Annotated in this window: 15 protein-coding genes; 11 read left to right on the forward strand and 4 right to left on the reverse strand. The window is 60.9% G+C overall.

Going from position 1 to position 18,993, the window contains the following annotated elements; genetic code table 11:
- The first annotated feature begins 33 nt into the window (after positions 1-33).
- The 6 genes from RHP75_RS14660 to RHP75_RS14685 all read left to right on the forward strand — a co-directional run bounded on the left by RHP75_RS14660 (position 34) and on the right by RHP75_RS14685 (position 7,132).
- Positions 34-2,736: a [protein-PII] uridylyltransferase gene (locus RHP75_RS14660; RefSeq protein WP_311088831.1), complete on the forward strand. Its 2,703-nt coding sequence runs from the start codon at positions 34-36 to the stop codon at positions 2,734-2,736.
- A gap of 68 nt (positions 2,737-2,804) precedes the next feature.
- Positions 2,805-4,001 (forward strand): succinyldiaminopimelate transaminase, encoded by a 1,197-nt coding sequence (gene dapC / locus RHP75_RS14665; RefSeq protein ID WP_311088832.1) that lies wholly within the window; start codon positions 2,805-2,807, stop codon positions 3,999-4,001.
- Positions 4,001-4,348, forward strand: coding sequence for an ArsC family reductase (locus RHP75_RS14670; protein ID WP_311088833.1), 348 nt, complete (start codon positions 4,001-4,003; stop codon positions 4,346-4,348). Before dapC ends, RHP75_RS14670 begins: the two co-directional genes overlap by 1 nt.
- A gap of 39 nt (positions 4,349-4,387) precedes the next feature.
- Positions 4,388-5,422, forward strand: a complete 1,035-nt coding sequence (gene dapD / locus RHP75_RS14675) for a 2,3,4,5-tetrahydropyridine-2,6-dicarboxylate N-succinyltransferase (RefSeq protein ID WP_311088834.1) — start codon at positions 4,388-4,390, stop codon at positions 5,420-5,422.
- 76 nt (positions 5,423-5,498) lie between these two features.
- Positions 5,499-6,704: a cysteine desulfurase gene (locus RHP75_RS14680; RefSeq protein WP_311088835.1), complete on the forward strand. Its 1,206-nt coding sequence runs from the start codon at positions 5,499-5,501 to the stop codon at positions 6,702-6,704.
- On the forward strand, positions 6,701-7,132 hold the full coding sequence (locus tag RHP75_RS14685; RefSeq protein ID WP_311088836.1) for a SufE family protein: 432 nt from the start codon (positions 6,701-6,703) through the stop codon (positions 7,130-7,132). Before RHP75_RS14680 ends, RHP75_RS14685 begins: the two co-directional genes overlap by 4 nt.
- On the opposite strand, the gene RHP75_RS14690 is transcribed toward RHP75_RS14685, so the two are convergent.
- Both RHP75_RS14690 and tcdA read right to left on the reverse strand, forming a co-directional pair.
- Entirely contained in the window at positions 7,111-7,914 is an 804-nt protein-coding gene (locus tag RHP75_RS14690) for a transporter substrate-binding domain-containing protein (protein WP_311088837.1), read from the reverse strand. The genes RHP75_RS14685 and RHP75_RS14690 overlap by 22 nt on opposite strands.
- Before the next feature lie 74 nt (positions 7,915-7,988).
- Positions 7,989-8,810: a tRNA cyclic N6-threonylcarbamoyladenosine(37) synthase TcdA gene (gene tcdA / locus RHP75_RS14695; protein ID WP_311088838.1), complete on the reverse strand. Its 822-nt coding sequence runs from the start codon at positions 8,808-8,810 to the stop codon at positions 7,989-7,991.
- 250 nt (positions 8,811-9,060) lie between these two features.
- On the opposite strand from tcdA, the gene RHP75_RS14700 reads away from it, so the two are divergent.
- From RHP75_RS14700 to RHP75_RS14715, 4 genes are all read left to right on the forward strand, one after another.
- On the forward strand, positions 9,061-11,655 hold the full coding sequence (locus RHP75_RS14700) for a glycosyltransferase (protein ID WP_311088839.1): 2,595 nt from the start codon (positions 9,061-9,063) through the stop codon (positions 11,653-11,655).
- A gap of 93 nt (positions 11,656-11,748) precedes the next feature.
- Complete coding sequence (gene dapE, locus RHP75_RS14705) at positions 11,749-12,903, forward strand: succinyl-diaminopimelate desuccinylase (protein WP_311088840.1); 1,155 nt, start codon at positions 11,749-11,751, stop codon at positions 12,901-12,903.
- The gene (locus tag RHP75_RS14710; RefSeq protein ID WP_311088841.1) at positions 12,900-13,706 is read left to right on the forward strand and encodes a putative RNA methyltransferase; all 807 of its coding nucleotides are present in this window, start codon (positions 12,900-12,902) and stop codon (positions 13,704-13,706) included. The genes dapE and RHP75_RS14710 overlap by 4 nt, the downstream gene beginning before the upstream one ends.
- 2 nt (positions 13,707-13,708) lie before the next feature.
- Positions 13,709-14,080 carry a hypothetical protein gene (locus RHP75_RS14715; protein WP_311091952.1) on the forward strand — a complete coding sequence of 124 codons (372 nt, stop codon included), beginning with the start codon at positions 13,709-13,711 and terminating at the stop codon, positions 14,078-14,080.
- 193 nt (positions 14,081-14,273) lie between these two features.
- On the opposite strand, the gene fadD1 is transcribed toward RHP75_RS14715, so the two are convergent.
- Complete coding sequence (fadD1, locus tag RHP75_RS14720) at positions 14,274-15,962, reverse strand: long-chain-fatty-acid--CoA ligase FadD1 (RefSeq protein WP_311088842.1); 1,689 nt, start codon at positions 15,960-15,962, stop codon at positions 14,274-14,276.
- Positions 15,963-16,340: 378 nt separating this feature from the next.
- Positions 16,341-18,029, reverse strand: a complete 1,689-nt coding sequence (gene fadD2 / locus RHP75_RS14725; protein WP_311088843.1) for a long-chain-fatty-acid--CoA ligase FadD2 — start codon at positions 18,027-18,029, stop codon at positions 16,341-16,343.
- 185 nt (positions 18,030-18,214) lie between these two features.
- Between fadD2 and RHP75_RS14730 the strand changes: the two genes are divergently transcribed.
- A complete protein-coding gene (locus tag RHP75_RS14730) occupies positions 18,215-18,943 on the forward strand; it encodes a transporter substrate-binding domain-containing protein (protein ID WP_311088844.1) in 729 nt (242 codons plus the stop codon).
- Positions 18,944-18,993: the final 50 nt, after the last annotated feature.

The following is an 18,993-nucleotide window of genomic DNA, read 5'->3' on the forward strand; positions in this document are numbered from 1 at the left end:
TGAGTCTGCTGTATAGATAGAAGGAAGGCCGCAATGCCGCAGGTAGATCCCGAGCTGTTCGACCGCGGCCAGTTCCAGGCGGAACTGGCCCTCAAGGCCAGCCCCATTGCGGCTTTCAAGAAGGCCATCCGCCACGCCCGTGAAGTACTCGACGGGCGCTTCACCAGCGGCCGCGACGTACGCCGCCTGGTCGAGGACCGTGCCTGGTTTGTCGATCAGATCCTGCGCGAAGCCTGGGACCGCCTGTCCTGGAGTGGAGACGCCGATATCGCCCTGCTGGCCGTCGGCGGCTATGGCCGCGGCGAGCTGCACCCCTTCTCCGATATCGACCTGCTAATCCTGCTCGACAACGCCGACCACGAAACCTTCCGCGAGCCCATAGAACGCTTCCTTACCCTGCTCTGGGACATCGGCCTGGAAGTCGGACAAAGTGTGCGCAGCGTGGATGAGTGCGCTGAAGAGGCACGCGCCGACCTCACGGTGATCACCAACCTGATGGAAAGCCGCACCATCGCCGGCCCCGAACGCCTACGTCAGCGTATGCAGGCGGTTACCAGCACCGAGCAGATGTGGCCAAGCAAGCAGTTCTTCCTGGCCAAGCACAAAGAGCAGCGCGCTCGTCACGGCAAATACAACGACACCGAATACAACCTGGAACCAAACGTCAAAGGCTCGCCCGGCGGCCTGCGCGATATCCAGACCATTCTTTGGGTCGCGCGCCGGCATTTCGGCACACTGAACCTGCACGCCATGGTCGGCCAGGGCTTTTTGCTGGAAAGCGAATACGCCCTGCTCGCCTCCAGCCAGGAATTCCTCTGGAAGGTGCGCTACGCCCTGCATATGCTTGCCGGCCGCGCCGAAGACCGCCTGCTGTTTGACCACCAGAGCAAGGTAGCGGCCCTACTGGGTTACGAAGACAGCGACAGCAAGCGCGCCATCGAGCGCTTTATGCAGAAGTACTACCGCGTGGTGATGGCGATCGCCGAACTGAGCGACCTGATCGTCCAGCACTTCGAAGAGCAGATTCTGCACGCCGGCGAAATCGGTCAGGCCACGCCGCTTAACAGTCGCTTCCTGCTGCGGGATGGCTATATCGAAGTCGCGCACCCCAACGTCTTCAAGCGTACGCCGTTTGCCATCATGGAAATCTTCGTGCTGATGGCGCAGCACCACGACATCAAAGGCGTCTGCGCCAACAGCATTCGTCTGCTGCGCGAGCACCGTCACCTGATCGACGATGATTTCCGCCGTGACATCCGCAACACCAGCCTGTTCGTTGAACTGTTCAAAAGCCCGCAAGGCATTCATCGCAATCTGCGCCGAATGAACCGTTACGGCATCCTCGGCCTGTACCTGCCGGAGTTCGGCCATATTGTCGGGCAGATGCAGCACGACCTGTTCCACATCTATACGGTCGATGCGCACACCCTGAACCTGATCAAGCACCTGCGTAAGTTCAAGTGGACTGAGCTTGCGGAAAAATTCCCCCTGGCCAGCAAGCTGATCGACAAGCTACCCAAACCCGAACTGATCTATATGGCCGGGCTTTACCACGACATCGGCAAAGGCCGTGGCGGCGACCATTCGGAGCTAGGCGCAGTGGATGCCGAAGCCTTCTGTGTACGCCACCAGCTGCCTAACTGGGACTCCAAACTGATCGTCTGGCTGGTGCAACACCACCTGGTGATGTCCACCACGGCGCAGCGCAAGGATCTCTCCGACCCGCAGGTGATCTTCGACTTCGCCCGCCTGGTCGGCGACCAAACCCGCCTGGATTACCTCTATGTGCTGACCGTGGCCGACATCAACGCCACCAACCCCAGCCTGTGGAACTCCTGGCGCGCCAGCCTACTGCGCCAGCTGTATACCGAGACCAAGCGTGCAATGCGCCGCGGCCTGGAAAACCCGCTAGACCGCGAAGAGCAGATTCGCCTGACGCAGATCGCCGCGCTGGACATCCTGGTGCGCGGCGGCACCGACCCAGACGACGCAGAGCAGCTCTGGTCGCAACTGGGTGACGATTACTTCTTGCGCCATACGGCATCGGACGTGGCCTGGCACAGCGAGGCGATCCTGCAGCACGCCAACAACAGCGAGCCGTTGGTGCTGATCAAGGAAACTACCCAGCGCGAGTTTGAAGGTGGCACGCAGATATTCATCTACGCCCAGGATCAGCACGACTTCTTTGCCGTGACCGTGGCGGCTATGGCCCAACTCAACCTGAACATCCATGACGCGCGAATCCTCACCTCCACCAGCCAGTTCACCCTCGACACCTACATCGTGCTCGAAGGCGAAGGCGGCTCGATTGGCGAGAACCCGGCGCGGATCAAGGAAATTCGCCAGGGCCTGATCGACGCGCTGAAAAACCCGGACGATTACCCGAATATCATCCAGCGCCGCGTACCGCGCCAGCTCAAGCACTTTGCCTTCGCGCCGCAGGTGACCATTCACAACGATGCGCACCGACCGGTGACCATCCTCGAAGTCACGGCTCCCGACCGCCCTGGCCTGCTCGCGCGGATCGGGCGAATCTTTCTCGACTTCGACCTGTCGCTGCAAAACGCCAAGATCGCCACCCTGGGCGAGCGGGTGGAAGACGTGTTCTTCGTCACCGATGCGCAAAACCAGCCGCTGTCCGACCCCGAGCTATGCATGCGCCTGCAGGAAACCATGGTGGCGCAACTGTCCGATGCCCCAGGCACGCAGGCCGAACCAAGCCGAATCGTTATTTAAAGCCCCTTATTACCCTTGAGCCGCCCGACATCCAGGATGCGGGCGCAGGCAGAACTCAGGAATGAACAATGAATGACGCGTTAAACCAGCTGCAGCCCTACCCGTTCGAAAAGCTTCGCGCCCTGCTGGGCAGCGTGCAGGCTCCAACCGACAAGAGCACGATTGCCCTGTCGATCGGCGAGCCGAAACACCGCTCGCCGGAGTTTGTCGCTGAGGCATTGCGCACCAACCTCGACCAGCTTGCGGTCTACCCGACCACCCTGGGCATTCCGGCGCTGCGTGAAGCGATCGCCAACTGGTGTGATCGCCGCTTTGGCCTGCCAGCCAGCACGCTTGATCCGGCGCGCCACGTGCTGCCGGTCAACGGTACGCGCGAGGCACTGTTTGCCTTTACCCAGGCGGTGGTTAAGCGCGATGTAGGTGGTTTGGTAGTCAGCCCCAACCCTTTCTACCAAATCTATGAAGGCGCGGCTTTTCTCGCCGGCGCGCAGCCGCACTACCTGCCATGCCTGGAAGAACACGGCTTCAACCCGGATTTCGACGCCGTCAGCGACGAGGTCTGGCAGCGCTGCCAGATCCTCTTTCTCTGCTCACCCGGCAACCCGACCGGCGCGCTGATTCCGCTGCCGACGCTGAAGAAGCTGATAGCCCTGGCCGACAAATTCGACTTCGTTATCGCAGCGGATGAGTGCTACAGCGAGCTGTACTTCGATGAAGCCAATCCACCGGCCGGCCTGCTGACCGCCTGCGCCGAACTGGGCCGCCATGATTTCAAACGCTGCGTGGTGTTCCACAGCCTGTCCAAGCGCTCCAACCTGCCCGGCCTGCGCTCGGGCTTCGTGGCCGGCGACGCCGCCATTCTGAAATCTTTCCTGCTGTACCGTACCTACCACGGCTGCGCCATGCCGGTACAAACCCAGCTGGCCAGCGTCGCCGCCTGGTGCGACGAAGCCCACGTCAAAGCCAATCGCGACCTGTACCGCGAGAAGTTCGATGCAGTGCTGGCGATTCTCGACGGTGTGCTGGATGTGCAGCGCCCGGATGGCGGCTTCTACCTGTGGGCGAAAACCCCGATAGACGATGAAACATTTACCCGCGAGCTGTTTGCCCGCGAGCATGTCACCGTGGTGCCTGGCTCGTACCTGTCGCGCGCAGTGGACGGCAGCAACCCGGGTGCCGGCCGTGTGCGCATGGCTCTGGTCGCGCCGCTGGCTGAGTGCGTGGCGGCAGCCGAACGTATCCGTGATTTTGTGAAGAGCCTCTGATGAGTAAGACCCTGTTTGGCATAAAAGCCTGCGACACCATGAAAAAAGCTCGCACCTGGCTCAACGAGCACGGGGTAAGCTACGCCTTTCATGATTACAAAGCCTGCGGCATAGACCGTGGCAACCTGGAAAAGTGGTGCAATGAGCATGGTTGGGAAACCATCCTGAACCGTGCAGGCACCACCTTCCGCAAGCTGGACGAGGCGCAGAAAAGCGACCTCGATCAGCACAAGGCGATCGAACTGATGCTCGCCCAACCGTCGATGATCAAACGCCCGGTGCTGGATCTCGGCAACAAGACCCTGGTTGGCTTCAAAGCCGACCGTTATGCCGCCGAACTGGTTTGAACCAGACGGCCCACACGAATTTGCGGTAAGGAAAACAACATGAGCACAACCCTATTCAGCCTGGCTTTCGGCGTTGGCACCCAGAACCGTCAGGGTACCTGGCTGGAAGTCTTCTACGCCCAGCCACTGCTCAACCCGAGCAGCGAACTGGTCGCCAAAGTGCTGGAAAAAATCGCGTACCAAGGCGGCAACCAGGCTCTCAGTCTGACCAACAGTCAGGCAGGCGATCTGGCCGAAGCGCTGAAAAATGTCGACAGCCAGCAGTCCGCCCTGCTCACCCGCCTGGCCGAAAGCCAGAAGCCTCTGGTGGTCACTCTGCTCGCCGAAGACGCCGCGCTGACCAGCACCCCTGAGGCCTACCTCAAGCTGCACCTGCTGTCGCACCGCCTGGTCAAGCCGCACGGCCTGAACCTCACCGGAATCTTCCCGCTGCTGCCAAACGTAGCCTGGACCAGCCAGGGCGCCGTCGACCTCGGCGAACTGGCTGAGCGTCAACTGGAAGCGCGCCTGAAAGGCGATCTGCTGGAAGTCTTCTCAGTGGACAAGTTCCCGAAAATGACCGACTACGTGGTGCCGGCTGGCGTGCGTATCGCTGACAGCGCGCGCATCCGCCTGGGCGCCTACGTGGGCGAAGGCACTACCGTGATGCACGAAGGCTTCGTCAACTTCAACGCCGGTACCGCCGGCCCAGGCATGATCGAAGGCCGCGTGTCGGCGGGCGTATTCGTCGGCAAGGGCTCGGATCTGGGCGGCGGCTGTTCGACCATGGGCACCCTGTCCGGCGGCGGCAATATCGTGATTTCGGTGGGTGAAGGCTGCCTGATCGGCGCCAACGCCGGTATCGGCATTCCGCTGGGCGACCGCAACACCGTGGAGTCCGGCCTGTACATCACTGCCGGCACCAAGGTGGCGCTGCTGGATGCTGACAACCAGCTGGTCAAGGTGCTCAAGGCCCGTGATCTGGCGGGCCAGCCGGACCTGCTGTTCCGCCGCAACTCGCAAACCGGCGCTGTGGAGTGCAAAACCCACAAGTCGGCCATTGAGTTGAACGAAGCCCTGCACGCCCACAACTAAAAAGTTGGGTTTAGCGCGGCTGCGCTCGCAACGCGCTAAACCCAACTTTTAGCCGCCAGATAGACGCTGAAAAACCATGTCACTGACTTCCCCCTGGCGCGCTGACTTCCCTGGCATTCTGGCCCTTGCTGCCGAAGGCCAGACCTACCTGGACAGCGCCGCCACCGCGCAGAAACCCCAGGCCATGCTCGATGCGCTGCTCGGCTATTACGCCGGTGGTGCAGCCAACGTGCACCGGGCCCAGCATCTGCCGGGCGAGCGCGCCACCCGCGCCTTCGAAGCAACGCGTGAGAAAGCTGCGCGCTGGCTCAACGCCGCCAACGCCGAACAGATCATCTTCACCCGCAGCGCCACCGAGGCCTTCAACCTGCTGGCATATGCCCTGGAGCAAAGTTTTCAACCAGTCGATGAGATCGTTATCAGCGCCTTGGAACACCACGCCAATCTGTTGCCCTGGCAGCAACTGGCGCTACGCCGTCAGCTCAAGCTGGTGGTGCTGCCACTGGACAGCGACGGGCTGATCGACCTCGCCCAAGCCGCGCAGCTGATCGGCCCGCGTACTCGCCTGCTGGCGGTCAGCCAGCTATCCAATGTGCTCGGTTGCTGGCAGCCGCTTGATCCACTGCTCGCGCTGGCAAAGGCGCAAGGCGCACTGACAGTGGTCGACGGCACGCAGGGCGTGGTACATGGCCGCCAGGATATGCAGGCCTTGGGCTGCGATTTCTATATCTGCTCCAGCCACAAACTCTACGGCCCGGATGGCGTCGGCCTGCTTTATGGCCGCCCTCAGGCCCTGGAGCAGCTGGCGCACTGGCAGTTTGGCGGCGAGATGCTGCTGCACACCGACTACAGCAACGCCACCTTCCGCCCTGCACCATTGGGTTTTGAGGCTGGCACGCCACCGATTGCCTCGGTGATCGCCCTGGGTTCCAGCCTGGATTACCTCAGCAGCCTTGATGCCAATGCCGTCAGCGCTCACGAAGCGGCATTGCATGCCGAGCTGATAACAGGGTTGCAGCAGCGCCAGGGCCTGCGCCTGCTCGGCACGCCGACTGTCGCCCTGGCCAGCTTTGTGGTCGATGGCGTGCACCATGCCGACATTGCTCACCTGCTGACAGAACAAGGCATCGCCGTGCGCGCCGGCCATCACTGCGCCATGCCGCTGTTGCAGAGCCTCGGTCTGAGCGGGGCGATTCGTGTGTCGCTGGGTTTGTATAACGATGGCGGCGATTTACAGCGTTTTTTCAGTGCACTGGATCAAGCCTTGGAGCTGTTGCAATGAGCCTGCCCGTCAGAGCACAGACTGCGCTGCAGGCTTTTAGCGCCTGCCCAGGCTGGGAACAGCGCGCCCGCCTGCTGATGCAATGGGGCGACCAGCTCACCCCACTGAGTGACGCTGAACGCTGTGAAGCCAACCGGGTGCAAGGCTGTGAAAGTCAGGTGTGGCTGCTGGCTGAGCATGACGGCGCGCACTGGCAGTTTCGCGCCGGCAGTGATGCACGACTGTTGCGTGGCCTGCTCGCGCTACTGCTGGCCAGAGTCAACGACTTGCCGGCATCCGAACTGGCACAACTGGATCTGCCGGACTGGTTTACCCAGCTCGGCCTGGCCCGCCACCTGTCCCCATCACGCAGCAATGGCCTGCAGGCCGTGCTGACGCGGATGCAGCATTTGCTCGATGCCAATGATCAGGGCGCGGCGCGCCACTGATCGGCATTGCCGGAATACAAGGCCTGTTGCAAACGCTGCAGCTCACCGCTCTGCGCCATGCGACGCAGCCCGGCATTGAATGTCTCGCGCAACTGATCGGCCTTGGTATCACCTTTGCGAAACAGCAGGTGCAGCGGTTCAGCATGCAAAATACGCGGATTGTGGGTAATCAACGCTCGCTCCTGTTCGGAAAACAAGCGACGCAGCATGGCATAACCAACCGCTCGATCCTGAGGGTGGAAATCCACTCGCCCCAGGCTCAGTAAACGGAAGCCGGTGTCTTCTTTGCCATGTTGCTGCACCTGCAGCTGCCCAGCATCAAGCGCCGCATCAAACTCCGTACCATAGGAATAGCCCAATGTCGTGGCGATGCGGAACCTCTTAAGATCGTCGAAACGGCTCCAAACAAGTTGCTGATCGCGGCGCTGGAATAACACCACGTCCCCCGCCACTACTGCATCACTACATACAGTGAAACGCTGGCGACTCTTGCTGCAGATATACGGCATCACAGCATCCAGGCCACCCTGTTCAAGCATCAGCAGGTTGCGGTCCCAGGGGTAATAGACGAACTCAACCTGATAACCAGCCGCCTTGAAAATGTCGCGCACGAGCCGCGACAAGGCACCGCCATCTTCGCGTTGCTGATCAACATAGGGCACCCAATCACCGGTGCCAACGCGCACAACCGGGTGGGCATGGACACTCAGGCAAGCAGAAAGCGCAGCAAACAACAGCGCAGATCGCGGGATATGACGTACTACATGACACAGCAGGGACAACACAGCACACCTCAAAAGAGAACTACCAGCACATCCCTGCTGAACATCGACCGTAACCGGTCATTCTTTAAATATTAGCCAACATCATTATGCGCGGGCCGCCGCTCTGCCGGCCGCCGCGTACCGGCGACCAATTTATCGACGATGCGCGCCGCAGCAACCATGCCAAAAGTCGCGGTCACCATCATCACTGCACCAAAACCACCGGCGCAGTCGAGCTTGACCCCATCACCCACAAAGCCCTTGTACTGACACACCGTGCCGTCGGGCTTGGGATAACGCAGCTGCTCGCTGGAGTAGACGCACGGCACGCTGTAATTGCGCCCAGGCGTGCGTGAAAAACCGTAATCGCGGCGCAGGGTGGAACGCACCTTGGACGCCAGCGGATCGTTCCAGGTCTTGTTCAGATCGCCGACCTGAATCTGCGTCGGGTCGATCTGCCCGCCGGCGCCGCCAGTAGTAATCACCTGGATCTTGCGCCGCTTGCACCAGGAAATCAGCGCAGCCTTGGCATTGACGCTGTCGATGCAATCGATCACTGCATCCAGCTGCTCAGTGATGTACTCGGCCATGGTCTCGCGGGTCACGAAATCCGCCACCGCATGTACCACACAGGCCGGATTGATCGCGCGGATACGCGCCGCCATTACCTCGACCTTGGGCTGACCAACCGTGCTGTCGAGCGCATGCAGCTGACGGTTGCTGTTGCTGACGCAGACATCATCCAGATCAAACAAGGAAATCTCGCCCACCCCGGAGCGCGCCAACGCTTCGGCTGCCCAGGAGCCCACTCCGCCAATACCGACCACCGCCACATGCGCAGCCGCCAGCCGTTCGGCTCCCTGACGACCATACAGACGGGCGATCCCGGCAAAGCGTTGTTCATCCACAGGCATTCTTCTCTCTCGCAAGCCACAAGCGGCGCGCATTATAGGTAGCCGACGTGCTGCACCCAAGCACTGTCTTGGCCTAGTCCTCGCTAACCGATGAACAGTCGTAGCACATCGCCACCAGCGGAACCTTCAAGGCCGCCAATCGTCCCATCAATATGCCGGCCTGCCAGCTATACAGCCCAATGGCGGCGGCGTAGCATGCGCCACCCGACGCTCGTCGCTTTTTATTGCCCCTTCGCTGGACCTGCACACTATGCCTTCGCGTAAGTTTGGACTGAACCTGGTCATGTTCCTGGCAATTGCCGCCGTGTTTACCGGTATCTGGGCGCTTTATAACCGCCCGGTAACCGCACCAGACTGGCCGGAACAGATATCTGGGTATTCATTTTCGCCCTTCCGCGCCGGGCAGAACCCACAGCAGGACACCTACCCCAGCGATGAGCAGATGCGTGCCGACCTGGAGTTGCTGAGCACGCAGACCGACAACATCCGCACCTACTCGGTAGACGGCCCACTGGGCAATATTCCCGTATTGGCTGAAGAGTTTGGCCTGCGCGTGACCCTAGGCATCTGGATCAGCCCAGACTTGGAGCGTAACGAGCGGGAAATCGCCAAGGCCATCGAAATCGCCAATAACTCACGCAGCGTAGTGCGCGTGGTGGTCGGTAACGAAGCGCTGTTCCGCAGCGAAGTGACCCCGGAAAACCTGATTGCCTACATCGACCGCGTGCGCGCGGCGGTCAAGGTGCCGGTGACCACGTCCGAGCAGTGGCACATCTGGCAGGATCATCCGGAACTGGCCCAGCACACCGACCTGATCGCCGCCCACGTGCTGCCGTATTGGGAGTTTGTGCCGATGGAGGACTCCACGGAATTCGTCCTCGAGCGCGCCAAGGACCTGAAAAAACTCTTCCCGAAAAAACCCCTGCTGCTCTCCGAGGTCGGCTGGCCGAGCAACGGCCGTATGCGCGGCGGCGCCGATGCTTCCCAGGCAGACCAGGCCATCTACCTGCGCACCCTGGTCAATGCACTGAACGCCAAAGGCTACAACTACTTCGTCATCGAAGCCTTCGACCAGCCGTGGAAGGCAAGCGATGAAGGCTCGGTAGGTGCTTACTGGGGCGTGTACAACCTCGAGCGCCAGGCCAAATTCGCCTTCGAAGGCCCGGTGGTGGCCATTCCCCAGTGGCGTTTGCTGGCCATCGGTTCGGTGGTACTGGCCCTGCTCAGCCTGGCGCTGATGCTGATCGACGGCAGTGCCCTGCGTCAGCGCGGGCGCACCTTCCTGACAATTGTCGCGTTCGCCGGCGGCTCCGCCCTGGTATGGATCGGCTACGACTACAGCCAGCAGTACAGCACCTGGTTCAGCACCTTGGTTGGCCTGCTGTTGGGCATTGGCGCCTTCGGCGTGTTTATCGTCCTACTGACAGAAGCCCACGAACTGGCTGAAACCGCCTGGACCCGCGCGCGGCGCAGGCCGTTCCAGCCGGTCTTGGCCGACAGTGCCTACCGCCCCAAGGTATCGGTGCACGTACCCTGCTACAACGAGCCGCCGGAGATGGTCAAACAGACCCTCGACGCCCTGGCCGCACTGGATTACCCGGATTACGAAGTCATCATCATCGACAACAACACCAAGGACCCGGCCGTGTGGGAGCCGGTTGAGGCGTATTGCAAAGTCCTGGGCCCACGCTTCCGCTTCTTCCACGTAGCACCAATTGCCGGTTTCAAAGGCGGTGCACTGAACTACATCCTGCCGCACACCGCGCCAGATGCCGAAGTGGTGGCGGTGATCGACGCCGATTACTGCGTCGACAAGAACTGGCTCAAGTACATGGTGCCGCACTTCAGCGACCCGAAAATCGCCGTGGTGCAATCGCCGCAGGATTACCGCGACGGCAACGAAAACATCTTCAAGAAGCTCTGCTACGCCGAATACAAAGGTTTCTTCCATATCGGCATGGTCACGCGTAACGACCGCGACGCGATTATCCAGCATGGCACCATGACCATGATTCGCCGTACCGTGATGGACGAGCTGAAGTGGGCCGACTGGACCATCTGCGAAGACGCCGAACTGGGCCTGCGCGTATTCGAGAAAGGCTACAGCGCCGCCTACGCCCACGAAAGCTTCGGCAAGGGGCTGATGCCGGACACCTTTATCGACTACAAGAAGCAGCGCTTCCGTTGGGCCTACGGCGCCATTCAGATCATGAAAGGCCATGCCCGCAGCCTGTTCCTTGGCAAGGATTCCGAACTCAAGAGCGGCCAGCGCTACCACTTCGTCGCGGGTTGGCTGCCATGGATCGCCGATGGCCTGAATATCTTCTTCACCGTCGGCGCGCTGCTCTGGTCGGCCGCGATGATCATCGTGCCGCAGCGGGTCGACCCGCCGCTGATGATCTTCGCCATCCCGCCGCTGGCGCTGTTCTTCTTCAAGCTGGGCAAGATCCTGTTCCTCTACCGCAAGGCCATGGGCGTCGACCTGGTGCGCTCATTCCAGGCGGCCCTGGCAGGCCTGGCGTTGTCGCACACGATTGCCAAGGCGGTGCTCTACGGCACCTTTACCAAGACCATCCCGTTCTTCCGAACCCCGAAGATGGCCAGCAACCACGGCATCCTGGTGGCCTTGGCCGAGGCCCGCGAAGAAGTGTTTATCATGCTGCTGCTGTGGGGTTCGGCCATCGGTATCAGCATCGTTCAGGGATTGCCCAGCGCCGATGTGAAGTTCTGGGTGGCCATGCTGCTGGTGCAGTCGCTGCCCTACCTGGCGGCGCTGATCATGGCTTTGCTGTCGTCACTGCCGGCGCCTCAGGCAAGCGCGCAGGAAACCGCCGCGGCCAGCTGATCACAGGTGTGCCTGAATGCTAGACGGCGGCCAATGGTCGCCGTTTTGCTTTAAGATGGCGACCTTTCCGCTTGATGCCGCCTTGGAGCCGCAATGACCGCCAACGCCACGCCCCTCTCCCCGACGCTGGAGCTTGCCTGTGAGCTGATTCGTCGTCCTTCCGTCACGCCGCTTGATGAGGGCTGCCAGGAGCAGATGACGCGCCGCCTTGCCGCCTGCGGTTTCACCATCGAGCCGATGCGTATCGAAGATGTGGACAACTTCTGGGCCAGCCACGGCAGCCAAGAGGGTCCCGTACTGTGCTTTGCCGGACACACCGATGTGGTGCCCACCGGCCCGGTGCAGAAGTGGCAGCACCAGCCGTTCGATGCGCTGATTGATGAAGACGGTATGCTCTGTGGCCGTGGCGCGGCGGACATGAAAGGCAGCCTGGCGTCGATGATCATCGCCGTTGAACGCTTTGTTGCGGAATACCCGGACCACAAAGGCCGTATCGCTTTTCTGATCACCAGTGATGAAGAAGGCCCGGCGCACCACGGCACCAAGGCGGTGGTTGAACGCCTGCGCGAACGTAAGGAGCGCCTGGACTGGTGCATCGTCGGCGAACCCTCGAGCACTACCCTGGTCGGCGACGTGGTGAAAAACGGCCGCCGCGGCTCGCTCGGCTGCACCCTCAGCGTACGCGGCAAGCAAGGTCACGTGGCCTATCCGCACCTGGCGCGCAACCCGATTCATCTGGCCGCGCCGGCCCTGGCCGAACTGGCCGCCGAGCATTGGGATGACGGCAACGCGTTCTTCCCGCCGACCAGTTTCCAGATTTCCAACCTCAACGCCGGCACCGGCGCGACCAACGTGATTCCGGGTGAACTGAAGGCCATCTTCAATTTCCGCTTCTCGACTGAATCGACGGTCGAGGGCCTGCAGCAGCGTGTTGAAGCCATCCTCAACAAACACGGCCTGGATTTCGAGCTGGACTGGGCGCTCTCCGGCCTGCCCTTCCTCACCGAGCCGGGCGCACTGCTCGACGCCGTGGCCGCCAGCATCAAGGCGGTCACCGGTCGCGACACCAAACCCTCGACCAGCGGCGGCACCTCCGACGGTCGCTTTATCGCCACCCTCGGCACCCAGGTGGTCGAACTCGGCCCGGTCAACGCCACCATCCATCAGGTCGACGAGCGCGTACTGGCCAGCGATCTGGATGTGCTGACCGAAATCTATTATCAGACCTTGGTCAATCTGCTCGCATGAGTCTGATCTGCCCGATCTGCCAAGCGCCGCTGCAAACGCTCGATAACGGCGTTGCCTGCCCGGCCAACCACCGCTTTGACCGCGCACGCCAAGGCTACCTAAACCTGCTGCCGGTGCAGCACAAGAACAGCCGTGACCCGGGCGATAACGCCGCCATGGTCGAGGCGCGGCGCCGCTTTCTCGAAGGAGGCCATTACGCGCCACTGGCCAAACGCCTGGCCGAACTGGCGGCCAGTTATAGCCCAGTACGCTGGCTGGATATCGGTTGCGGCGAGGGTTACTACACCACACAGATCGCCGATGCCCTGCCGCAGGCCGATGGCTATGCCCTGGACATCTCCCGCGAGGCAGTCAAACGTGCCTGCAAGCGCGCGCCCCAGCTGACCTGGCTGGTGGCGAGCATGGCCCGTGTGCCGCAGGCAGACGCCAGCTGCCAATTACTCGCCAGCGTCTTCAGTCCGCTCGACTGGCAAGAAGCCAAGCGTCTGCTCGCCCCCGGTGGTGGCCTGCTGCGCATGGGCCCAACCAGTGAACACCTGATGGAATTGCGGCAGAAGCTGTACGACGAAGTGCGTGACTACGATGATCAGAAACACCTGGAGCTGATCCCTGAGGGCATGCGCCTGACCCACAGCGAAACCCTGACCTTTAATCTGCACCTGGACAGCAGCGAGGCCCGCGCCGACCTGCTGGCCATGACCCCACATGGCTGGCGCGCCAGCGCCGAACGCCGCGCGGCAGTGATTGCCGAACCCTGCGACGTGACTGTCGCCATCCGCTACGACTGGATCGAGAAACTATGACCATGCGCCAACCGGATATCGAGATTTACCTGAAAGACGCCGACCACACCGCCATCGGCGAATGGCTGAGCCAGGCGCTGGGCAGCTGCACACCCTGGCAGCAGAAAGGTCAGACCTTCAAGTGTATGGCCGGTGAGGTGCCTGTCACCTGGCTGCCCAAGGCCGTCGGCAAATGGCACAGCCTGTTTCTGGAAAGCGATACCACGCCCTGGGCCGACGACCTGGCCTGCGCCCAGGCTGCCTTCGCCGCCCTGAATGTCGAAGTGCGCTGCGCCCCAGGCGGCTGGCAGGAAGAAGAAAGCGATGAACAAGCCGACCGCTGGATGCGTATCAGCGCCGACGGGGTGGAAGAAATCACCTGGCGCACCGCTTAACCGACCGCTGAAAACTACTGCACTCGGCTATTCAGCGTTGGAAGCAGCCTCAAAATGCTCATGTACAGACGTACACTCCGCTTTTTCGGCTACTTCCGCCTTGCCTAGCCATCGCTCGCTACGTTTTCAACGACCGGTTTATAGACGAGCATAAAAAAACCCCGCCTAGGCGGGGTTTTGTTTAACCGGGCGTTTACTTCTTGCCCAGTTTCTTCAGCTCTTCGTCACGCAGTTCGCGGCGCAGGATCTTACCGACGTTGGTGGTCGGCAGTACTTCGCGGAACTCCACGGCTTTCGGCACCTTGTAGCCGGTGACGTTGGCGCGCATGTGCTCCATAACCTGCTCTTTGGTCAGGGTTTCACCCGGCTTGACCACCACGAAAATCTTGATCGCTTCGCCTGACTTCTCATCCGGCACACCGATGGCCGCGCACTGCAGCACGCCCGGCAGAGTGGCGAGCACGTCTTCCAGCTCGTTCGGGTAGACGTTGAAGCCGGACACCAGAATCATGTCCTTTTTACGGTCGACGATGCGCATGTAACCGTCTTCCTGGATCACCGCGATATCGCCAGTCTTCAACCAGCCTTCGGCGTCGAGGATTTCGTCGGTGGCTTCCTGGCGCTGCCAGTAGCCCTTCATCACCTGCGGGCCTTTGACGCACAGCTCGCCAATCGAACCCAGTGGCTGCTCGACACCTTCGTCGTCAATCACCTTGCAGACTGTCGACGGTACCGGAATACCGATGGTGCCGATCTGGATATTGCTGAACGGGTTGACCGAGGCCACCGGGCTGGTTTCGGTCATGCCGAAGCCTTCGCAGATCGAGCAACCGGTCACCTGCTTCCAACGCTCGGCAGTCGCCAGTTGCAGCGCCATGCCGCCGGAGAAGGTGGCCTTCAGGGTGGAGAAGTCCAGCTTGCGGAAGTCCTCGTTGTTGCACAGGGCAACGAACAGGGTGTTGAGGCCGACAAAGCCGGTGAACTTGTACTTGGCCAGGTCCTTGGTCATTGCCGGCAGATCGCGCGGGTTGGTGATCAGCACGTTGTGCCCACCAATCAGCATCATCGCCATGCAATGGAAGGTGAACGCATAGATGTGGTACAGCGGCAATGGCGCGATCAGCACTTCGCTGCCTTCGCTCATTTCCGATCCCATCAGCGCCTTGACCTGCAACATGTTGGCGATCAGGTTGCGGTGGGTGAGCATCGCGCCCTTGGCCACGCCGGTGGTGCCGCCGGTGTATTGCAACACGGCAATTTCACCATTGGCCGGAGCTGCTTCTTTCACGCTCTGACCACGGCCTTTGGCCATGGCGGCGGTGAATTTGACGGCTTGCGGCAGGTTGTAGGCCGGGACCATCTTCTTCACGTGCTTGACCACGCTGTTGACCAGCAGGCGCTTGAGCGGCGAGAGCATGTCACCGACTTCGGTGATGATGACCGTCTTGATCCCGGTTTTCGGCAGAACCTGCTCAGCCAGGTGGGCCATGTTGGCCAGGCTGACCAGAGCCTTGGCGCCGGAATCGTTGAATTGGTGTTCCATTTCCCGCGCGGTATACAGCGGGTTGGTGTTGACCACCACCAGACCGGCGCGCAGGGCACCGAAGACCACAACCGGATACTGCAGCACGTTGGGCAGTTGCACGGCGATTCGGTCGCCAGGCTGCAAGTTGGTGTTCTGCTGCAAGTAAGCGGCAAAAGTGCCGGACAACTCGTACAGCTCACCATAGGTAATGGTTTTACCCATATTGCTGAAAGCTGGCTTGTCGGCGAAGCGTTGGCAGGACTCTTTCAGTACCGCCTGGATGTTCGGGTACTGGTCAGGATTGATTTCGGCAGCAATCCCAACGGGATACTTATCCTTCCAAAAGTTTTCGGTCATGGAAGCCCACTCCTCAGCAACAGCTTGATCTTCACCGCGCGTAGACGGTTGTTTATTGTAGATTTGCGTGTTTTCTGCGATTTGAACGGCAAAAAAATTGCCGGGAGCAATTTTTGACGTCACACAGCAACAGCCTGGAAAGCAGGGTCGCCATGGATGGTGGATCACAAAAAAGCCGCCCGAGAGTAGCAGCTTTGCCAAACAGCGACTAGCACCAATAAGCGCCGCAGCAGTCACGAAAATGACCAGCACGGCAATTTAAGTCACTTTTATTGATGACGCTGAAAGCAGCGAGTTACAGGGGTTGCGCGGAGGTTGGCGGAGGTTTCATACAGCCGCAGTTAAACCTGCGGCTGTATTGAGGCGACCGTGTATGCGTCAGGCGATATCGCGCAGCTCGCGACGGAGAATCTTGCCGACCGGGGTCATAGGCAGCGAGTCGCGGAAGACGATCTGCTTGGGCACCTTGTAGCCGGTGAAGTTTTCCTTGCAGTAGGCCTTCAGCTCATCAGCACTGAGGCTGCTGTCGCGGGCCACCACGAACAGCTTGACCGCTTCCCCGGACTTCTCGTCCGGCACGCCGATGGCCGCGCAACTGGCGACTTTCGGGTGAGCCATGACCACATCTTCGATCTCGTTGGGGTACACGTTGAAACCCGAGACAATGATCATGTCCTTCTTGCGGTCGACAATGCGCACAAAGCCGTCCGGGTCGATCACCGCCACATCACCGCTCTTGAACCAGCCCTCGGCGTCCAGCACCTCGGCGGTAGCCTCTTCACGGTTCCAATAGCCCTTCATCACCTGCGGGCCCTTGATGCACAGCTCGCCACGCTCGCCCAGCGGTTGTTCAACGCCATCATCATCAATGACCTTGAACGCCGTACCCGGCACCGGAATGCCCACCGTGCCCAGACGCGCTTTATCGCCATAAGGGTTGGTACTGGCCACTGGCGAGGTTTCGGTCAGGCCATAGCCTTCGACCACGGTGCAGCCGGTCATGGCCTGCCAGCGCTCGGCGGTGGCCTTGACCAAGGCGGTGCCGCCAGAGTTGGTGACCTTGAGTTTGGAGAAGTCGAGGTTCTTGAACTCGGGGTTATCCATCAACGCGACGAACAGCGTGTTGAGGCCCAGTAGCGCGGAGAACTGCCACTTACCCAGTTCCTTGACGAAGCCTGGGATGTCACGCGGGTTGGTGATCAGCACGTTGTGGTTGCCATTCACCATCATGCACATGCAGTTCGCGGTGAAGGCATAGATATGGTAGAGCGGCAGCGGCGCGATCATGATTTCCTGGCCCTGCTTCATCAGCGGGGTGCCATCGTTGCCCAGCTGCGACAGGCAGGCATCGACCTGCAGCATGTTGGCCACCAGGTTGCCGTGGGTGAGCATCGCGCCCTTGGCCACACCAGTGGTGCCGCCGGTGTATTGCAGCACGGCAATATCTTCCTGGCCGACCTTGACAGGCTTCAGCGCATGCCCTTGGCCCTGCTTGAGCGCATCCTTGAAACCCACCGCCTGCGGCAGATGGTAGTCAGGCACCATCTTCTTGACCTTCTTCACCACAGTATTGACCAGCCAACCCTTGAGGCTTGGCAACAAGTCACCCATCTTGGCTTCGATCAGGTAATCGATCTCGGTATCCGGCAGGACGTCCTGCACCAGCTTGCCGAACATGTTCAAGTACACCAGCGCACGTACACCGGCATCCTTGAACTGGTGGCGCATCTCGCGGGCGGTGTACAGCGGGTTGGTGTTGACCACAATCAGCCCGGCACGCATCGCGCCGAACACGGCAATCGGGTACTGCAGCACGTTGGGCATCTGCACAGCGATGCGCTCGCCCGGCTGCAGGTCAGTATTCTTCTGCAGGTAGGCGGCAAAGGCCGCCGAGAGCCGATCCAGCTCGGCATAGGTCAAGGTTACACCCAGGTTGCTGAAGGCGGGCCGGTCGGCGAACTTCTTGCACGAGCGCTCGAACACCTCGATAACCGACTTGTAAGCCCCCAGGTCGATGTCATTGGGTACGCCGGCCGGGCGTTTGTCGCTCCAGAAATCAGGCTGCATTATTTTTATCCTCTTGCCCTGAGATGGTCTGATCCGCGCTGCGGAGTTGGCTGGAAGTTAACAGTTAACGCCAAACAGGCAAATAGCCGGGCAGCGTCATTGACGCACTGAATCTTGCCGCTCCGTGTGGAACTATCCTGCCGCACCACCTATAACCAATCTGCCCCCTGCACTTGCGGCTTACCATGCCTATCGTTCTATTCGCTGCAACCCTGCTGTTTCTCTTCGCGCAATCGGCGCAGGCCCAGCCACAACTGCGTATGGCCACCCTGGAATACCCTCCCTACAGCTCTGAACAGCTGCCGGATGGCGGCAGCATCGTCGCCCTGACTCGCCGCGCCTTTGCCGTACGCGGCTATCCGCTGCAGATCGACTTTCTACCTTGGGCGCGAGTACGCATGGAGCTGAGTAACGGCAACTACCAGGGCGCGCTGGCGCTGTGGCCCAAGGAAATTAACGAGGAAGGCCTGCAGCCCTCGCGCCCGCTGTTTTACAGCGAACTGGGCCTGTTTATTCGCAACGGCTATCCGCTGCATTTCGGCCGCCTGCAGGAGTTACGCGGGCGCACCCTGGGCATCGTGCGTGGCTACGGCTACCCGCAGCATATTCTCGATGCCGGACTGACCCTCGAAGACGCCGTGGACGACATCAGCAATCTGCGCAAACTCAACGCCCGGCGTTTCGACATGGTGCTGCTTGAACGCATCGTCGGTAACCATTTGATCGCCAACGATGAGCAGCTGCGCGGCAAGCTCAGCTGGCACGGCAATGTGCTGGAGCGCATTCCGCTGCTAGTCGGCTTTGTTCCGGCAAAGCCCGGCGAACCGGACTGGAGCGCAGTGTTTGAGCAAGGCCTGCGCGACCTGCACAGCAGCGGCGAATATATGCAGATACTGCGCAGCCATAACCCTTGACCCCGCACGGACTTTGCGCCGCGCCGCGCGGGGTGCACAATGCGCAGCTT

This window comes from Pseudomonas sp. SG20056, assembly GCF_031764535.1.
Taxonomy (GTDB): Bacteria; Pseudomonadota; Gammaproteobacteria; order Pseudomonadales; family Pseudomonadaceae; genus Aquipseudomonas.

Coding starts and splice junctions, on each gene's coding strand:
- RHP75_RS14660 (WP_311088831.1), top strand. CDS start 34: ATGCCGCAGGTAGATCCCGAGCTGTTCGACCGCGGCCAGTTCCAGGCG.
- dapC (WP_311088832.1), top strand. CDS start 2,805: ATGAATGACGCGTTAAACCAGCTGCAGCCCTACCCGTTCGAAAAGCTT.
- RHP75_RS14670 (WP_311088833.1), top strand. CDS start 4,001: ATGAGTAAGACCCTGTTTGGCATAAAAGCCTGCGACACCATGAAAAAA.
- dapD (WP_311088834.1), top strand. CDS start 4,388: ATGAGCACAACCCTATTCAGCCTGGCTTTCGGCGTTGGCACCCAGAAC.
- RHP75_RS14680 (WP_311088835.1), top strand. CDS start 5,499: ATGTCACTGACTTCCCCCTGGCGCGCTGACTTCCCTGGCATTCTGGCC.
- RHP75_RS14685 (WP_311088836.1), top strand. CDS start 6,701: ATGAGCCTGCCCGTCAGAGCACAGACTGCGCTGCAGGCTTTTAGCGCC.
- tcdA (WP_311088838.1), bottom strand. CDS start 8,810: ATGCCTGTGGATGAACAACGCTTTGCCGGGATCGCCCGTCTGTATGGT.
- RHP75_RS14700 (WP_311088839.1), top strand. CDS start 9,061: ATGCCTTCGCGTAAGTTTGGACTGAACCTGGTCATGTTCCTGGCAATT.
- dapE (WP_311088840.1), top strand. CDS start 11,749: ATGACCGCCAACGCCACGCCCCTCTCCCCGACGCTGGAGCTTGCCTGT.
- RHP75_RS14710 (WP_311088841.1), top strand. CDS start 12,900: ATGAGTCTGATCTGCCCGATCTGCCAAGCGCCGCTGCAAACGCTCGAT.
- RHP75_RS14715 (WP_311091952.1), top strand. CDS start 13,709: ATGCGCCAACCGGATATCGAGATTTACCTGAAAGACGCCGACCACACC.
- fadD1 (WP_311088842.1), bottom strand. CDS start 15,962: ATGACCGAAAACTTTTGGAAGGATAAGTATCCCGTTGGGATTGCTGCC.
- fadD2 (WP_311088843.1), bottom strand. CDS start 18,029: ATGCAGCCTGATTTCTGGAGCGACAAACGCCCGGCCGGCGTACCCAAT.
- RHP75_RS14730 (WP_311088844.1), top strand. CDS start 18,215: ATGCCTATCGTTCTATTCGCTGCAACCCTGCTGTTTCTCTTCGCGCAA.